Annotated in this window: 18 protein-coding genes and 1 pseudogene; 12 read left to right on the forward strand and 7 right to left on the reverse strand. The window is 69.3% G+C overall.

Annotation, left to right across the window (positions count from 1 at the left end):
* Nucleotides 1-151: 151 nt before the first annotated feature.
* Nucleotides 152-592, forward strand: a complete 441-nt coding sequence (locus A8G18_RS05990) for an OsmC family peroxiredoxin (RefSeq protein WP_026002799.1) — start codon at nt 152-154, stop codon at nt 590-592.
* Nucleotides 593-664: 72 nt separating this feature from the next.
* Nucleotides 665-1,351 (forward strand): DsbA family oxidoreductase, encoded by a 687-nt coding sequence (locus tag A8G18_RS05995; RefSeq protein WP_064063130.1) that lies wholly within the window; start codon nt 665-667, stop codon nt 1,349-1,351.
* On the opposite strand, the gene A8G18_RS06000 is transcribed toward A8G18_RS05995, so the two are convergent.
* Together A8G18_RS06000 and A8G18_RS06005 are read right to left on the reverse strand one after the other, a co-directional pair.
* Nucleotides 1,341-1,871, reverse strand: coding sequence for a DUF1990 domain-containing protein (locus A8G18_RS06000; RefSeq protein ID WP_064063131.1), 531 nt, complete (start codon nt 1,869-1,871; stop codon nt 1,341-1,343). The genes A8G18_RS05995 and A8G18_RS06000 overlap by 11 nt on opposite strands.
* A gap of 1 nt (nt 1,872) precedes the next feature.
* Entirely contained in the window at nt 1,873-2,178 is a 306-nt protein-coding gene (locus A8G18_RS06005) for an antibiotic biosynthesis monooxygenase family protein (protein ID WP_064063132.1), read from the reverse strand.
* A 33-nt stretch (nt 2,179-2,211) separates the two neighbouring features.
* Here A8G18_RS06005 and A8G18_RS06010 point away from each other — a divergent pair, with 33 nt between their 5' ends.
* Nucleotides 2,212-2,967: an alpha/beta fold hydrolase gene (locus A8G18_RS06010; protein WP_064063133.1), complete on the forward strand. Its 756-nt coding sequence runs from the start codon at nt 2,212-2,214 to the stop codon at nt 2,965-2,967.
* Here A8G18_RS06010 and A8G18_RS06015 read toward each other — a convergent pair.
* Nucleotides 2,964-3,848: an HhH-GPD family protein gene (locus tag A8G18_RS06015; protein ID WP_064063134.1), complete on the reverse strand. Its 885-nt coding sequence runs from the start codon at nt 3,846-3,848 to the stop codon at nt 2,964-2,966. The two genes, A8G18_RS06010 and A8G18_RS06015, sit on opposite strands and share 4 nt — an antisense overlap.
* A gap of 92 nt (nt 3,849-3,940) precedes the next feature.
* On the opposite strand from A8G18_RS06015, the gene A8G18_RS06020 reads away from it, so the two are divergent.
* Together A8G18_RS06020 and A8G18_RS06025 are read left to right on the forward strand one after the other, a co-directional pair.
* Entirely contained in the window at nt 3,941-4,570 is a 630-nt protein-coding gene (locus tag A8G18_RS06020; RefSeq protein WP_016931943.1) for a carbonic anhydrase, read from the forward strand.
* A 102-nt stretch (nt 4,571-4,672) separates the two neighbouring features.
* Nucleotides 4,673-5,410, forward strand: coding sequence for a hypothetical protein (locus A8G18_RS06025; RefSeq protein ID WP_064063135.1), 738 nt, complete (start codon nt 4,673-4,675; stop codon nt 5,408-5,410).
* A gap of 15 nt (nt 5,411-5,425) precedes the next feature.
* Here the strand turns inward: A8G18_RS06025 and disA are convergent, their stop codons facing one another.
* On the reverse strand, nt 5,426-6,508 hold the full coding sequence (gene disA / locus A8G18_RS06030) for a DNA integrity scanning diadenylate cyclase DisA (protein WP_064063136.1): 1,083 nt from the start codon (nt 6,506-6,508) through the stop codon (nt 5,426-5,428).
* 97 nt (nt 6,509-6,605) lie between these two features.
* Between disA and A8G18_RS06035 the strand changes: the two genes are divergently transcribed.
* A complete protein-coding gene (locus tag A8G18_RS06035) occupies nt 6,606-7,169 on the forward strand; it encodes a PaaI family thioesterase (protein WP_064063137.1) in 564 nt (187 codons plus the stop codon).
* Here the strand turns inward: A8G18_RS06035 and dinB are convergent.
* The 3 genes from dinB to A8G18_RS06050 form a co-directional block, all read right to left on the reverse strand.
* A complete protein-coding gene (gene dinB / locus A8G18_RS06040; RefSeq protein WP_064063138.1) occupies nt 7,166-8,425 on the reverse strand; it encodes a DNA polymerase IV in 1,260 nt (419 codons plus the stop codon). The two genes, A8G18_RS06035 and dinB, sit on opposite strands and share 4 nt — an antisense overlap.
* A gap of 40 nt (nt 8,426-8,465) precedes the next feature.
* Complete coding sequence (gene radA / locus A8G18_RS06045) at nt 8,466-9,857, reverse strand: DNA repair protein RadA (RefSeq protein ID WP_016934082.1); 1,392 nt, start codon at nt 9,855-9,857, stop codon at nt 8,466-8,468.
* 90 nt (nt 9,858-9,947) lie between these two features.
* Entirely contained in the window at nt 9,948-10,580 is a 633-nt protein-coding gene (locus A8G18_RS06050) for a copper chaperone PCu(A)C domain-containing protein (RefSeq protein WP_064063139.1), read from the reverse strand.
* A gap of 276 nt (nt 10,581-10,856) precedes the next feature.
* On the opposite strand from A8G18_RS06050, the gene carD reads away from it, so the two are divergent.
* From carD to A8G18_RS06080, 6 genes and pseudogenes are all read left to right on the forward strand, one after another.
* Entirely contained in the window at nt 10,857-11,345 is a 489-nt protein-coding gene (gene carD, locus A8G18_RS06055) for an RNA polymerase-binding transcription factor CarD (protein ID WP_006550486.1), read from the forward strand.
* 27 nt (nt 11,346-11,372) lie between these two features.
* Complete coding sequence (gene ispD / locus A8G18_RS06060; protein ID WP_064063140.1) at nt 11,373-12,080, forward strand: 2-C-methyl-D-erythritol 4-phosphate cytidylyltransferase; 708 nt, start codon at nt 11,373-11,375, stop codon at nt 12,078-12,080.
* Nucleotides 12,077-12,531: pseudogene (ispF, locus tag A8G18_RS06065) on the forward strand (2-C-methyl-D-erythritol 2,4-cyclodiphosphate synthase). Before ispD ends, ispF begins: the two are co-directional and overlap by 4 nt.
* Before the next feature lie 11 nt (nt 12,532-12,542).
* Nucleotides 12,543-13,937 carry a cysteine--tRNA ligase gene (gene cysS, locus A8G18_RS06070; RefSeq protein WP_064063141.1) on the forward strand — a complete coding sequence of 465 codons (1,395 nt, stop codon included), beginning with the start codon at nt 12,543-12,545 and terminating at the stop codon, nt 13,935-13,937.
* Nucleotides 13,937-14,905: a 23S rRNA (guanosine(2251)-2'-O)-methyltransferase RlmB gene (rlmB, locus tag A8G18_RS06075; protein WP_064063142.1), complete on the forward strand. Its 969-nt coding sequence runs from the start codon at nt 13,937-13,939 to the stop codon at nt 14,903-14,905. Before cysS ends, rlmB begins: the two co-directional genes overlap by 1 nt.
* Nucleotides 14,906-14,976: 71 nt before the next feature.
* Nucleotides 14,977-15,738: alpha/beta hydrolase (locus tag A8G18_RS06080; protein WP_064063143.1), on the forward strand; the 762-nt coding region annotated here is incomplete at its 3' end.

The raw sequence follows: 15,738 nt of genomic DNA on the forward strand, positions 1-15,738 counted from the left end.
CCCGAAGCCGATCCTGAAGGAGGGCGGCCCTCGTCTGGCGATCGGCCTGATCCGGACATCGGGAACGCTCTGTCGCGAACGACCCTCGCCGTCCCGGCGATTCTGCAAGTGTGGTTTCCGGAGTGCTGCCCCACACGAAGAAGGAGAAGTCATGCCCACACGTACCGCACGGACCGCGTGGAACGGAGATCTGCAGAAGGGCTCCGGACAGGTGGAACTCACCAGTTCGGGCCGCGGCACGTTCGACGTGTCCTTCCCGAAACGCTCGGCCGAGAACGCGGACGGCACCACCAGCCCCGAGGAACTCATCGCCGCTGCGCACTCGTCGTGCTACGCGATGCAGTTGTCCGCGCTGATCGCGGAAGCGGGCGGCACACCGCAGAGCCTCGAGGTCACCGCCGACGTCTCACTGGGACCGGACCCGGCAGGCGGGTTCCGGCTCACCGGGATCACGCTGAAGGTGCGGGGCGAGGTCGACGGCCTCGACGCCGACGGCTTCGCCAAGGCCGCAGAGGGCGCCAAGGCCGGGTGCCCTGTGAGCAAGGCACTCACAGGCGTCGACATCTCCCTCGACGCTGCTCTCGAAGGCTGACGGGGCGGAGGAACGGAGCACGGTCGGCCCGGCCCGGGAACAGAGCATGTCAGGGCCGGGTTGTACCCGGATATGAGCATGCCCGAGGTACTTCTTCCCTCCGCCCATATCGAGATCTGGTCCGACATCGCCTGCCCCTGGTGTTATATCGGCAAGCGGCGCTTCGCGGAGGCGCTCGAGTCGTTCGACGACCGCGACCGGATCGAGATCACCTGGAGGTCGTACCAGCTCTCGCCCGACACACCGGTCGGGCGACGGGTCCCCGAGGTCGAGGCGCTCGTCGCGATGAAGGGGATGCCTGCCGAGCAGGTCCGGCAGATGTTCGCCCAAGTCTCGGACACCGCTGCCGACGTGGGACTCGAGATCGACTTCGACAACGTCGTCGCTGCCAACACCTTCGATGCGCACCGGCTCGCGCATCTGGCCGGCGACAAGCGTGACGAGGTCCTCGAGGCGTTGTTCCGTGCGCATTTCGTCGACGGCGAGGTGGTCGACGATGTGGATGTCCTCGTGAAGGTCGCCACCGAGGTCGGGCTCGATCCGGAGTCGACGCGCGCGGCCCTCGACGGCGACGATCCCGCCGGTGAGGCCGCGGCCGACGCCGTGACCGCCGATCTCTTCGACGCGCGACGGATCGGCGTGCAAGGGGTGCCGTTCTTCGTGGCCAACCGCGCCGTCGCGGTGTCGGGTGCGCAGCCGGTGGACGTCTTCCGTCAGTTCCTGCGCAAGGCCGTCGACGATGTGACGGTCACGCTGTGAGTGCCGCGAGATAACGGCGCGCGATGCGCCGCTGGAGCATGTGCCCGACCGGCCCGGCCAGGCGGGTGTACCAGCGGGCGGGGCGGGAGAAGGCGATCACCGTGCCCCTGACCCGTCCGTCGGCGGTGCGCTCGACGACGAAGGTCTCCTCGCCGCTCTCCGGGTGCCCGTCGAGCGTGCCGTAGGTGAAGCCTCGTTGCCGGCCCGTGTCGAACACTTCGATCACACGGCACGGCGCGGTCGCCCGTACCGGTCCGAGGCCGAACCCGAGCCGCACGTCGAGTCCGGCTGCTGCGGCGGGGGTGTCCGCCGGCACATGAATTCCGGCGCCGCGGTGCATGTCCCATGAGAGCAACCGGGCAGCAGCGACCTCGAACACGGTGTCGCCGCTGCCCGGTTCGCTCTCGACTCTCAGATGCCGATAACCGGAGGGAAGCGGCGCCTCACCTCGGAAGGCCCGCAGGCTCGCCCCCACCTCCGGATAGGTGAGCTCGCGCCCGAACTCGCCGGACGCGGACATCTCAGGACTTCTTGACGTCGAGGACGACCTCGAACTCGAGCAGCGACGCGCCGCTCGCGACGGGGTTCCTCGCCTCACCGGCGTGAGCGGCACGTGCGCCGCCGTCCCGCCACGCAGCGAAGTCCTCTTCGGTCTCCCACTGCGTCACGACGAAGTACCGGTTCTCGCCGGCGGTGGGGCGGAGCAGCTGGAAACCCAGGAATCCGGGGGAGTTGTCGACGGTGTGCGCGCGATTGGCGAACCGCTTCTCCAGTTCGGGGCCTGCGCCTTCGGGAACCTCGATTGCGTTGATCTTCACGACTGCCATGCGCGAGAGCCTACTCCGCTAACTTGGTCGATTGTGTTGCACGACGAGGGCGGAACCGGACGACCCATCCTGCTGTTGCACGGCCTGATGGGCAGCGCGCGGACGTGGCGTCGCCACGTGCCGTGGCTGCGCGAACACGGGCACGTCCACACCTTCGACGCTGCCGGCCACGGGCGCTCCGCTCCCGACGACCTCACCACCGAGGCATTCGTCGCCGATCTCGACGCCCATCTGCACGGGATCACCGAACCGCTCGTCGTGATCGGGCACTCGATGGGCGCCCTGCACGCGTGGTGCTTCGCCGCTGCTCGTCCCGAACGTGTGACCGCGCTGGTGCTCGAGGACATGGCCCCCGACTTCCGGGGCCGCACCGCCGCGAACTGGGCGGCGATGGTCGAACAGTGGCCGCAACCGTTCCCCACGGAGGAGGCGGTGCTCGACCGTTTCGGTCCCGTCGCGGGGCGTTATTTCCTCGATTCGTTCGTCCGGCGCGAGGACGGCTGGTATCTGCACGGCGACGTCGCGACCTTCCGCGACATCTCGGAGGAATGGGGGTCGCGGCACTTCTGGGACGAGTGGAACTCGATCCGGGTGCCCGCGCTGCTGCTCGAGGGCGAGTTCACCATCACCCCGGAGGGGCAGATGCGGCAGATGGCGACGCGCCCCGGCACCGAGTACGTCCTCGTCGAGGGCGCGGGGCACCTCGTGCACGACGACCGGCCCGGCGAGTTCCGTGCCGCCGTGGAGCGCTTCCTGACGACGCAGTCGCTGTCGGGCAGTCGACTCTAGGACACCGACCCCTCGCCGGCGAGCGCGAACCGGCCGTCGTCGGTCTGCTCGACGAGACCGTCCACCAGCAACGAATGCAGGGCGCGGTCGCGCTGACCCGGATCCGAGGTCCACACGCTGTCGAGGACGGGACGCTCCACCGGGACGCTGCTCTCGCGCAGCACCGCCATCAACCGGCCGCGCACCTGCCGATCCGTGCCGGCGAACTTCTGCGCCTTCCTGGGCGGCCCGTCGTGCGCGGGTCGCCCGGCCTGCACCCAGGCGCAGTCGGGCAGCGGGCAGCGCCCGCAGTCGGGGGTGCGGGCGGTGCACACGGTCGCGCCGAGTTCCATCAGCGCCGCGGAGAAGGTCGCCGCACGAGCACGCTGACTCGGGAGGAGCACCTCGACGTCGGCGAGATCCCGTGTGGTCGACGGGTTCCCCGGCTCTGCCCGACCGTGGACGGCCCGGGCGACGACACGCCGCACGTTCGTGTCCACCACCGGCACACGCTGCCCGTACGCGAAGCATGCCACCGCCCGCGCGGTGTAGGCGCCGACGCCGGGCAGGCTCAGCAGGACATCGACGTCCTCGGGAACCCGATCGTCGTGTTCGGCGGCGAGCACGCCGGCGCACTCGTGCAGACGCAGCGCGCGGCGCGGATAGCCGAGTGTGCCCCACGCCCGCAGGACCTCCGCCTGGCTCGAGGCGGCCATCGACGACGGCACGGGCCAGCGTCGCACCCACTCCTCCCAGATCGGTGCCACCCGGGCCACCGGCGTCTGTTGCAGCATCACCTCGGACATGAGGATCTGCCAGCCCGTCACCCCGTCGCGGCGCCACGGAAGGTCGCGGGCCCCGGCGGCATACCAGCGCAGCAACGACGATGCATCCACGGACATCTCGGGTCTCCTCCGATCACAAGGTGGGGGTGGGGATCCGCAACGGAGATGTCGGACGAAATCGGACATGCGCGCAGGTGAATAATGTACGCATGCCGAATTCCAATCCCATCTCAGCCTGGAAAGCCCTGACCGAGGGTAATCATCGCTTCGTCAGTGGCACCCCGCTGCACCCGAGCCAGGGGATCGACCGTCGCGCCGAACTCGTCAACGGTCAGCATCCCACCGCCGTGCTGTTCGGTTGCGGAGACTCCCGCGTAGCAGCAGAGATCATCTTCGACCAGGGACTCGGTGACATGTTCGTGGTCCGCACCGCGGGCCACGTCATCGACAGCTCCGTGCTCGGTTCCATCGAGTACGCCGTCGACATCCTGAACGTTCCGCTCATCGTCATCCTCGGGCACGACAGCTGCGGTGCCGTCGCAGCGACCATCGATGCTCTCGACAAGGGCACGGTCCCCGGCGGCCACATCCGCAGCCTCGTCGAGCGCGTCGCCCCGTCGATCCTCATGGGCCGGGCCGAGGGCCTGGACAGCGTCGACGAACTCGAAGGCCGGCACGTCGTCGAGACGGGCAAGTTGCTCACGGATCGTTCGCGGATCATCGCCGAGCGCGTCGAGGACGGCCGCTGCGCCATCGTCGGCGTCACCTACAAGCTCGACGACGGTCGCGTGAGCCTGCGGGGACATATCGGCGACATCGGCGAGGTCTCCGACAACTGAGACGGCGCGGACCCGCCGGCGGCAGCGATGTGACCGCAGGTCACAGCGACACGCCGACGGTGGTGTAGCCGAGCGCCCCCCACGGCACATACCGTGGGGGGCGTGCTTGAACCGACCGGTCCTCTGCCCCCCGAGATCTACTGGCGACGACGTGTTCTCGCGATCGGTGTCTCGGTGGTCGTGCTGGCCCTGGTCATCTGGCTCGTAGTGGCGTTGACCGGCGGCGACGATCCCGATCCGAATCCCGAGCCCGTGGCGGCGGAAGTGACGACCTCCGCCACGACCACGGCGGCCGACGCGTCCGCCGAGGCGGCGTCCGCGAGCACCACGCGAAGTGGTGGAGGATCGGGTTCGTCCGGCTCGCGCGGCCCCGAGAGTTCGGCCGCGGCGAACACGGGCGAGCGTGATTCGTCCACGACCACCTCCGCCGCACCGGTTCCGTCGGGGCAGTGCTCCGATCAGTCGCTCGCCGTGCGGGTGACGGCCGACGAGCCGAACTACCGGGTCGGCTCCGAGCCCGACTTCACGATCGTCATCACCAACATCGGGACCTCGCAGTGCGAACGCGACCTCGGTGCCGGTCTGCAGCAGGTGCTCGTCTACAGCCTCGACGGTAACGAGCGGCTCTGGGCGAACACCGACTGCTTCCCCGAATCGACCGCCGACATCCGGTCGCTCGCCCCGGGCGACCAGGCGGCCTATTCCGTCAAGTGGTCGGCGACGACCTCCGAACCCGGCTGTACGGCACCGCGCGAACCGGTCGGTCCCGGTGCCTACACCGTGGTGGGGCAGCTCGGCGGCCTGCGTAGCGCGCCCGAACCGTTCAACATCACGCCCTGAGCAGACGAGTGCCGTTCAGTCGTAGTGGTTGATGGCGGCTTCGGCCAGCCGCGACAGTCCTTCCCGGATGTACCGGGCCCAGAGGGCGCCGACACCGTCGACCGCCTGGAGATCGGCAGCGGTGGCGGCGAGCAGCCCCTGCAGGGTGCCGAATGCCCCCACGAGGCGGTTGATCTGCCCGGTCTGCAGGCGCGGCACCCGATGGAGCACGCGATAACCGCGAGGACTCATCGAGGTGTCGAGGGCCTCGATGGTGCCCGAATATCCGAAGGCGCGGGCAAGGGTCGTCAGATCGAGCAGGTCGACGTCGGTCAGGCGCGCGAGACGCTCGAGCGCCTGATCGACCTCCTGCGGAGAAGGAACATGATCGCCGGCCAGGTAGTCGCGCACGATGAGCTGACGGGCGAGCTGGTTGTCGCCGACGAGTTCTTCGAGTTGGAGGGCCAGCTGGCGACCGTCGGTACCGAGTTCGAGCACGTCCTGCTCGATCTCCACGGACAGACGGTGCATCATTTCGAGTCGTTGGGCCACGGTGAGCGCGTCGCGCAGCGTGACGATGTCCTCGATCTCGACCACGGACAACTGCCGGGTCACCTCGTCGAGGCGGGCCTTGTAGCGCTCGAGTGTCGCGACGGCCTGGTTGGCCCGGGACAGGATGGTCGCGGAGTCGTTGATGACGTGGCGACGACCGTCGACGTACACGCTGACGATGCTCATCGACTGGCTGACCGAGACCACCGGATAGCCGGTCTGGATCGCGGTGCGTTCGGCGGCGCGATGCCGGGTGCCGGACTCCACGGTGGGGATACTCGGATCGGGCACGAGCTGGACGTTGGCGCGCACGATGCGCGAGCCGTCGGTGGACACGACCACCGCCCCGTCCATCTTCGACAATTCCCGCAGCCGGGTGGGGGCGAATTCGACGTCGAGCTCGAATCCGCCGTCGCACAGCTCGGCGACCTTCTCGTCGAAACCGAGGACGATCAGTCCGCCCGTCCGACCACGGAGGATCCGTTCGAGACCGTCGCGTAGCGCAGTGCCGGGCGCCAGGCGAGCGATGGTGTCGCTCAGCGTCGAGGCCGGCGCCGACTCGGTCATCTGGACATCCCTTCCGTGTGCGGTCTGCGGTCGTCGTCGTCACACTGCGCGGACTCCCGGATCGGCGCTCCCGACCGCGCAACTACATTACTTGCTTATGCGCAGCACCTGGACTTTGCCCGACGACCTCGTCGTTCCCGAGTTACCGGAAGATCATCCCGGCCCTGGGGTCTCCGTACCGCAGCACTGGAGTAAATGCTTCGGTTGCGGCGACGACCAGCCGTCGGGTCTCGCGATGGACTTCACGCTCGGTGAGGGCCTCGACGTGCTCGGCCGGCTCGACGTCGCCACGCGTTATCAGGGCGGACCGGGGTTCATCCACGGCGGCATCCTGATGACGGCCTTCGACGAGGTGCAGGGAATGGCGTGCAACGCCGCCCTGCGGACCGCCGTCGTCACCGGGCATTTCGAGACGGATTTCGCCCGCCCGATCCCGTTGGGTTCGGTCCTCGAGTTCCGTGCCCGCGTCGACGGCACGGTGCGGCGCAAGGTCTACACCAGCGCGGAGGCACGCATCGTCGACGGACCGCTGGCCGACCCGGATGTCGTGGTGGCGTCGTCGGTCGGGCTGTTCGTCGTCGTCGGTCACGAGCATTTCGCGAAGGGGCGTGACTACGCCGACGGCATCCCGCAGAGCGAGCACGACATCTCGGCGGTCTAGGAGGCCGGTTCGCCGGGGCCGTCGGGAAGCAACGGAACCCCGGGACGGTGATCGCGCCCGAGCAGAGTGGCCGAGGTGACCGCGCCGGCACCGTAGCGAGAGTGCAGGTCGTCGAGGACGGCATCGAGCGCGTGCCGGTCGACGGCACGATGGGTCCGCGCATCGCCGGTACCGGTCTCCGCGTCGATCGGCTCGTCGAACAATAGCTCGAGCTGTTCGACGCCCTCGCCGGCGAGATTCGTCACCGCGATACCGATCAGGGTGAGACCGCGCTCGGCGATGAGCGGCCGGGTCCGGTCGAGCAGGTCGCGTGCTGTGGCCGACAGGATGTCGGTGCGGGCGGTGGCCCCGGGAAGGGTGTGAGAGCGCGTCGCGCGGGTGTAGTCGGCGAACCGCATCCGTAGGACGACCGTGCGCCCGAGACGTCCGGATCGGCGCATCCGCCGGCATACCCGGTCGACGAGCAACTGCAGCGTCTCCTCCACCGACTCCATGCTGTGCGGTCCGCGACCCAGCGCGTGCTGCGCGCCCATCGAACTGCGCCGCCGGTGACGGACCGGACGCGGATCGTGACCGATCGCGAGGGCGTGCAGGTGGCGACCCGCCGCGCGTCCGAGCAGCGAAACCAGATCGGACTCGGAACGGGAGGCGACGTCGGCCACGGTCCTCAGTCCGTGCGCGTGCAGCTTCGCCGCGGTGACCTTGCCGACGCCCCACAACCGCTCCACCGGCAACGGGTGGAGGAACTCCGGTTCGGCATGCGGAGGGACGAGGAGCAGGCCGTCGGGTTTGGCCACTCCGCTCGCGACCTTCGCGAGGAACTTGGTGCGTGCGACACCGACGGTGATCGGCAGGCCCACCTCCTCGGCGACCGTGCGGCGCAGGCGCGCGGCGATGTCGACGGGGCTGCCCGCGATGCGCCCCAGGCCGGAGACGTCGAGGAACGCCTCGTCGATCGAGATTCCCTCCACGAGGGGCGTCGTGCGGTCGAAGATCGCGAACACGTCGCGGGAGGCCTGCGCATAGGCCTCCATGCGGGGAGGCACCGAGATCACTCCCGGACACAGCGCGCGAGCGGCCCGGCCGGACATCGCGGTGACGATGCCGTGGGCCTTGGCCTCGTAGCTTGCCGCGAGCACGACGCCCCCGCCGACGACGATCGGTTTGCCGCGAAGCCACGGATCGTCGCGCTGCTCCACCGACGCGTAGAACGCGTCGAGGTCGGCGTGCAGCACCGTCGCGTCGGACACGAACACATGTTCGCACCGGTCGCCGACACGGCAGCGGAAACGCGAGTCAGCGCGTGAGCGTCGACAGCGCCTGCGCCACGTTCGACACCTCGAACTTCTTCATGCCCTTCGGTACACCTTCGACATCGCGCGGAACGACTCCGCGGTCGAAGCCGAGCCGGTTCGCCTCCGCGAGACGACGGCCCGCGCCTGCGACACGACGGACCTCGCCGGCGAGACCGACTTCGCCGAGCAGCACGGTGCCGGCGGGTACGGGCTGGTCGCGCACGGCCGAGGCGACGGCGAGCGCGAGCGCGAGGTCGGCGGACGGATCGGTGATCCGCATGCCACCGACGGTGGAGGCGTAGACATCGCAGTTGCCGAGGCGGCCGAGACCGCAGCGACGCTCGAGCACCGCGAGCACCATCGCGACCCGCGCGGAGTCGAGGCCGCTCACGGCACGTCGCGGAGACGGATTGTGGGTGGGCACCACGAGAGCCTGGACCTCACCGAGGAGGGGGCGCTTGCCGTCCATCGTCACCGTGACCGCCGTGCCGGGCACGGCCTCGTCGCGGTGCTGCAGGAACAATCCGGACGGGTCGCTCACGCCGACGATCCCGTCCTCGGCGAGTTCGAAGCACCCCACTTCGTCGGCGGCCCCGAAGCGGTTCTTCACCCCGCGCACCATGCGCAGCGTGGAGTGCTTGTCGCCCTCGAAGTGCAGCACCACGTCGACGAGGTGCTCGAGGGAACGCGGACCGGCCACCGCGCCGTCCTTGGTGACGTGACCGATGAGCAGCACCGGGATGCCGCTGGACTTCGCGAGGGAGGTCAAGGCGCTGGTGACCGCGCGCACCTGTGTGACACCGCCGGTGACGCCGTCGACGTCGGCGGCGAGCATCGTCTGTACGGAGTCGACCACGAGCAGCGTGGGCCCGACCTGCTCGACGTGCCCGAAGATCGTCGCGAGGTCGTTCTCGGCGGCGAGATAGACCCGGTCGTGCACGGCACCGGTGCGGTCGGCGCGCAACCGCACCTGACCGGCCGATTCCTCGCCGGTGACGTAGAGAGCCCGATCGGACTCGCCGCGCAGCGCCCACCGGTGTACCACCTCGAGGAGCAACGTGGACTTGCCGACGCCGGGTTCGCCGGCGAGGAGGACGACGGAACCGGGGACGACGCCGCCGCCGAGGACGCGGTCGAGCTCCGGGATACCCGTGGATTTCGCGTGCGTCGCCTTGCCGTCGATCTGTGACAGGGGAGTGGCCGGAGTGCTCGGCAACACGGCGGCGGCACCGGCGCGGGCGAGCGAGGTGCCGGCTCGTGCGGCGACCGCGACGGGCTGGACGGGTGCTTCGTCCATCGACCCCCACGTGCCGCATTCGGGGCAGCGTCCGACCCACTTCGCGACGGTGTGCGAGCAGTCGGAACAGCGGTAGAGGGTCTTGGTCTTTGCCACGGCCGGAGAATAGACGGTCGGACCGACATCGGGCGGATACGGAAGGGCCCGGCCGAGCTGTGCTCGACCGGGCCCTCTCGTAAGGAATTCCTAGTGTGCTTCGCCCACGATCGGCGAGAGTTCCGACTCGTCGCGGGGAAGCTCCGGTCCGGCGTCGACCGGCACGGACAGGGTCACGTCGCCGGCCTCGGCGAAGGTGAAGGTGACGGGGATCGTCAGGCCCGGACGGACACCCTCGGAGAGGTTCACGAGCTCGACGCTGTTGACGACGCCGGCCGGAGCGGGGGAGGGGGTCTCCTCGGTGCTGTTCGGACGCGGCGACTCGTCGACCTCCTCGACGAGGGCGGCGTTCGCCTCGGAGACGCCGGCGACCACGGAGGACTGCGGAGGGACCTCGATGGGAGTGCCTGTGACCGAAGCCGCGAAATCGGTGGAGATACCGGTGAGGTTGTCGCCCACGTACGGGTCGAGGTTGACGATCGTGAAGCCGAGCTGGGCGGTGCCGCCGGCCTCGATGCTGTACTCCTCGGAGTTCGGGTAGATCACGTGCACGTTGCGCAGCGCGAGGCTGCCGGCGTCCACGTTGGAACCGTTGATGGCCGCGACCTGCGTCGAGGTCTGGGTGATCTGACCGGCGCTGCACGCGGACATCGTGAGCGCCGCTCCCGCGGCAAGGGCGAGAGCGGTCACGACTCGACGAGTCGGCGCTTTGAGAGCAGTCACGGGTTCCTCCACTCGAGTAAGGCTCGCAATCCACTAGGCAGAGTAGTAGTTCCCGTGTGCGCTGTGTACGTCGGGGCCGGATCTCGTGCGGATTCCCGTCCGGGCGGCGATATCGACCGGCGCCGATCGGAGGGTGTGTCGGACGTCACCCGATACACGGAACAGACTGCCTGTCAAGCCCTGCGCTCAACGCTCGATGCCCCTGACCTGCACCGTTGACGCGAGGGCGATGTGGTCACGTGTTAAACTGGGAGAATCGAAAGGGGCACGGGACACATGATTTTCAAGGTCGGAGACACCGTCGTATACCCCCATCACGGTGCGGCGCTGATCGAAGCAATCGAAACACGCACCATCAAGGGTGAGCAGAAGGAATATCTGGTTCTGAAAGTCGCGCAGGGCGACCTGACGGTCCGGGTACCTGCAGAGAACGCGGAGTACGTCGGAGTTCGCGACGTCGTCGGGCAGGAAGGCCTCGACAAGGTTTTCCAGGTGCTGCGCGCACCCCACACCGAAGAACCCACCAACTGGTCACGGCGGTACAAGGCCAACCTCGAGAAGCTGGCCTCCGGTGATGTCAACAAGGTCGCAGAAGTGGTGCGCGATCTGTGGCGCCGGGAGCAGGACCGCGGCCTGTCCGCAGGTGAGAAGCGGATGCTCGCCAAGGCTCGTCAGATCCTCGTCGGTGAGCTCGCGCTCGCCGAAGGCACCGACGACGTCAAGGCGGAAACCATGCTCGACGAGGTTCTCGCCGCCGCTTCCTGATCGGCGCGAGACATCGGCAAACTGCACATGAACGATCGCAACGGGCCGGTCGTCGGAATCCTTCCGGCGGCCGGCCGTGGTGTCCGCCTGGGTGAACCACTGCCCAAGGCGTTCGTGGAACTCGACGGCCGCACCATGCTCGACCGCTCGGTCGAGGCGATGTTCGCCTCGGCGGTGGTCGATCGTGTCGTGATCGTCGCGCCACCCGAACTGGCCGCGACGCCCGCGGCCCGGCTGGTCGGTGAGGCGTTCGCCGACCGGGTGAGCGTGGTGGCGGGTGGTGCCGAACGCGCCGACTCGGTGCGTGCCGGTCTCTCGGCGGCATCGGGAGCACGGTTCGTCCTCGTCCACGATGCCGCGCGTGCGCTCACCCCGGCCGATCTGTTCGTCCGGGTCGTGGACGCGCTGCGGGCGGGCAGCGACGCGGTGATCCCCGTCCTGCCCGTCGTCGACACCGTCAAGAGTGTGGACGCCGAGGGCGCTGTCACCGGCACCCCCGACCGCTCGACCCTCCGCGCGGTACAGACCCCGCAGGGATTCGACGTCGCGCTGCTCGAGCGGGCGAACCGCGACGCTGCCGACGCCACGGACGACGCGGGACTCGTCGAGCGGTCGGGCCAACGCGTCACCACCGTCGCGGGCGATCCGCTCGCTTTCAAGATCACCACCCCGCTGGACCTGGTGCTGGCACGTGCCGTGCTCGCGTCCGGCGTCCGCACCGAGAAGGAGATGTGAGCATCGTGCGTGTCGGTATCGGAACGGACGTGCATCCCGTGGAGCCCGGTCGGCCCTGCCGGTTGGCCGGTCTGCTGTTCGAGGACGCCGACGGCTGCGCGGGCCACTCGGACGGTGACGTCGCCGCGCACGCCCTGTGCGATGCCGTGCTCTCGGCCGCCGGTCTCGGCGACCTCGGAGCCGTCTTCGGTACGGGGCGACCCGAGATGGCCGGTGCCTCCGGCGTCGCGATGCCGGCTGGGTGGTGGGCAACGCCGCCGTTCAGGTGATCGGGAACCGCCCGAAGGTCGGGCCGCGACGCGAGGAGGCGCAGGCGGTGCTGTCCGCGGCGCTCGGCGGTCCGGTCTCCGTGTCGGCAACCACGACGGACGGACTCGGCCTCACCGGCCGGGGGGAAGGTGTGGCCGCGGTTGCGACCGCACTGGTCCTGGCGCAGCAGGACGAGCGGTAGGATCGACGGTCGTGACCTTGCGCTTATACGACACCGAATCGCGGGCTGTGCGGGATTTCGAACCGCTGACCCCCGGCCAGGCCTCGGTGTACCTGTGTGGGGCCACCGTCCAAGGCGAACCCCATGTCGGGCACGTACGCAGCGGCGTTGCGTTCGACGTGCTCCGCCGATGGCTCGGAGCCAAGGGCCTCGATGTCTTGTTTGTGAGAAATGTCACAGATATCGAAGACAAGATTCTTCGCAAGGCAGCAGAAGCGGGCCGGCCGTGGTGGGAATGGGCCTCGACCTACGAGCGGGCCTTCAACCGCGCCTACGACGCGCTCGGTGTACTTCCCCCCTCGGTGGAACCCCGCGCGACCGGCCACATCACACAGATGATCGAACTCATCCAGCGTCTCATCGACGCCGGGCACGCCTACGCCGCCGACGGCGACGTCTATTTCGACGTGCTGAGCTATCCGGAATACGGAGCCCTTTCCGGTCACCGCATCGAGGACGTCCATCAGGGTGAGAGCGCCGGACTCGGCAAGCGCGACCCGCGAGACTTCACGCTGTGGAAGGCCGAGAAGCCCGGGGAGCCGTCGTGGCCCACCCCGTGGGGGCGCGGTCGTCCCGGTTGGCATCTCGAGTGCTCCGCGATGGCGGGCTTCTATCTCGGGGGCACCTTCGACATCCACTGCGGAGGCATGGACCTCGTCTTCCCGCACCACGAGAACGAGATGGCCCAGTCCCGCGCCGTAGGCGACGGCTTCGCCCGCTACTGGCTGCACAACGGCTGGGTGACGATGGGCGGCGAGAAGATGTCGAAGTCGCTCGGCAACGTGCTGTCCATCCCCAACGTGCTCGCCCGGGTCCGCCCGCAGGAACTGCGGTACTACCTCGGCAGCGCCCACTACCGTTCGATGCTCGAGTATTCCGACGACGCGCTCGCCGAAGCGGCGGCGGCCTACCGGGGGCTCGAGTCGTTCGTGCTCAAGACCCGCGACCGGGCCGGAGAGGTACCCGTGGGTGCCTGGACGGACGCCTTCGCCGAAGCACTCGACGACGACCTCGGTGTGCCCAAGGCGCTCGCCGAGATCCACCGCAAGCGCAGCGAAGGCAACAAGGCGCTCGACAACGGTGATCTCGACGCGGCCGTGCAGATCGCGTCGCAGATCCGGAGCATGCTCGGCATCCTCGGTGTCGACCCGCTCGACGAGCACTGGGGCTCCACCGACGATTCCGGATCGGCCGCGCTCGCGGCCCTCGACGTCCTGGTCGGCGCGGATCTCGAACGCCGCACGACCGCCCGGGTCGAGAAGAACTGGGCGGTGGCCGACGAGGTGCGGGATCGTCTCGCAGCTGCGGGGGTCGAAGTGACCGATACGCCCAACGGACCCGAGTGGTCTCTGAAAGCAGGACAGTGATGGCAGGCAATTCCCAGCGTCGCGGCGCTATTCGTAAGGGCGGCACGAAGAAGGGCCAGGTCGTCGGGTCCGGCGGGCAGCGGCGTCGCGGCCTCGAAGCGCGCGGTGCCACCCCGAAGGCCGAGGACCGGCCCTACCACCCCGCCGCGCGGCGTGCCCGGGCCGCGGCCAAGGCCGCAGATCCTCGCGGCGGCGGTCGTCGCCCCGCAGCAGGTCGCAAGGCCGAGGACGGCCCGGAGATGGTGCTGGGCCGCAACCCGGTCGTCGAGTGCCTGCGTGCCGGTGTCCCCGCGACCGCTCTGTACGTCGCCCTCGGCGCGGAGTCCGACGAGCGGCTCAAGGAAGCCGTGCAACGCTCGGCCGAGATGGGCATCTCGATCCTCGAGGTCTCGCGTTCCGAACTCGACCGCCTGTCGGCCAACGGGATGCATCAGGGCATCGGTCTCCAGGTGCCGCCGTACCGCTACGCGCATCCCGACGACCTGCTCGCCCGCGCCGCGGAGAATCACGAGCGGCCGCTGCTCGTGGCCCTCGACAACATCTCCGATCCGCGCAATCTCGGTGCCGTGATCCGGTCGGTCGCGGCCTTCGGCGGGCACGGTGTGGTGATCCCGCAGCGCCGCTCGGCGTCGGTGACCGCGGTGGCGTGGCGCACGAGTGCCGGAGCCGCAGCGCGGCTGCCCGTCGCGCGTGCCACCAACCTCACGCGCACTCTCAAGGACTGGCAGTCCCGGGGTGTCCGCGTCGTCGGTCTCGATGCGGGTGGCGACACCAACCTCGACGATTTCGACGGCACCGATCCCGTGGTCGTGGTCGTGGGTTCCGAAGGCAAGGGACTCTCGCGCCTGGTGCGCGAGACCTGCGACGCGGTGCTGTCGATCCCGATGGCCGGCGACGTCGAGTCGCTCAACGCCTCCGTCGCCGCGGGTGTGGTGCTCGCCGACATCGCGCGGCAGCGCCGGGTCTGACCGACTACGCGGCAGCGCCGGGCCTGGCCGAGTCGGCCGGCTCTACCGCCACGAGGGCCTAGTCTGTCCTCGTGGCCGCCTCTCTGCCGTTCCGCACGACGGTGTTCGCGTTCCTCGAACGCTTCACCGGCAAGTCCATCGCCGACGCCCGCGTCGACGAGATTCCCGCACGCCGTGCTGCGCGCGCGAAACTGCTGGCGTCTCCGGTCGGCCGGTTGATCTCGGGCCGGCCGCATCCCGGCGTGCGGATCGAGGACAGGTGGGTCGATCTCGAGCACGACGCGATCGACGACCTCGAAGCCGAGGACTCGCCGGTCCGGACCCGTCTGAGGATCTATCGACCCTCCGCACGTGTGAGCGGCCCGCTGCCGGTCGTTCTGCTGTTCCACGGTGGGGGGTGGGTGCTCGGCAATCCGGAGCAGAACGAATGGTGGGCGAGTCACACGGCCGCGCGGACCCCGTGCGTGGTGGTGTCGGTGGATTACCGGCTCGCCCCCGAACATCCGTATCCCGCGGCGGTACTGGACTGCTGGGCCGCGTTCCGGTGGGTCGTCGCGCACGCTGCGGAGTTCGACGGTGATCCGTCCCGCGTCGTGGTCGCGGGCGACAGCGCCGGCGGCAATCTCGCCGCCGTCGTCGCCGATGTGGCCGGGCGGTCGGACGGTCCGCTGCCGGTCGGCCAGGTGCTGATCTATCCGGCGACGGAGATGGAGGAGGAGTTCCCGTCGGAGCGGCAGTTCGCGAACGCTCCGGTGCTCACCTCCCGCGGCATGCGGGCGTTCGTGCGTCTCTATCTCGCCGGAGCCGACCCGTATGCGCCGACCGCGGCACCG

It is taken from the genome of Rhodococcus gordoniae (assembly GCF_001646655.1).
In the GTDB taxonomy this organism is placed as follows: Bacteria; Actinomycetota; Actinomycetes; order Mycobacteriales; family Mycobacteriaceae; genus Rhodococcus; species Rhodococcus gordoniae.

Excerpts from the sequence above, each read along its gene's own strand:
- A8G18_RS06020 (WP_016931943.1), top strand. The coding sequence starts at position 3,941 with ATGCCGAATTCCAATCCCATCTCAGCCTGGAAAGCCCTGACCGAGGGT.
- A8G18_RS06015 (WP_064063134.1), bottom strand. The coding sequence starts at position 3,848 with ATGTCCGTGGATGCATCGTCGTTGCTGCGCTGGTATGCCGCCGGGGCC.
- A8G18_RS05990 (WP_026002799.1), top strand. The coding sequence starts at position 152 with ATGCCCACACGTACCGCACGGACCGCGTGGAACGGAGATCTGCAGAAG.
- A8G18_RS06000 (WP_064063131.1), bottom strand. The coding sequence starts at position 1,871 with ATGTCCGCGTCCGGCGAGTTCGGGCGCGAGCTCACCTATCCGGAGGTG.
- A8G18_RS06035 (WP_064063137.1), top strand. The coding sequence starts at position 6,606 with ATGCGCAGCACCTGGACTTTGCCCGACGACCTCGTCGTTCCCGAGTTA.
- carD (WP_006550486.1), top strand. The coding sequence starts at position 10,857 with ATGATTTTCAAGGTCGGAGACACCGTCGTATACCCCCATCACGGTGCG.
- rlmB (WP_064063142.1), top strand. The coding sequence starts at position 13,937 with ATGGCAGGCAATTCCCAGCGTCGCGGCGCTATTCGTAAGGGCGGCACG.
- disA (WP_064063136.1), bottom strand. The coding sequence starts at position 6,508 with ATGACCGAGTCGGCGCCGGCCTCGACGCTGAGCGACACCATCGCTCGC.
- A8G18_RS06005 (WP_064063132.1), bottom strand. The coding sequence starts at position 2,178 with ATGGCAGTCGTGAAGATCAACGCAATCGAGGTTCCCGAAGGCGCAGGC.
- A8G18_RS05995 (WP_064063130.1), top strand. The coding sequence starts at position 665 with ATGAGCATGCCCGAGGTACTTCTTCCCTCCGCCCATATCGAGATCTGG.
- ispD (WP_064063140.1), top strand. The coding sequence starts at position 11,373 with ATGAACGATCGCAACGGGCCGGTCGTCGGAATCCTTCCGGCGGCCGGC.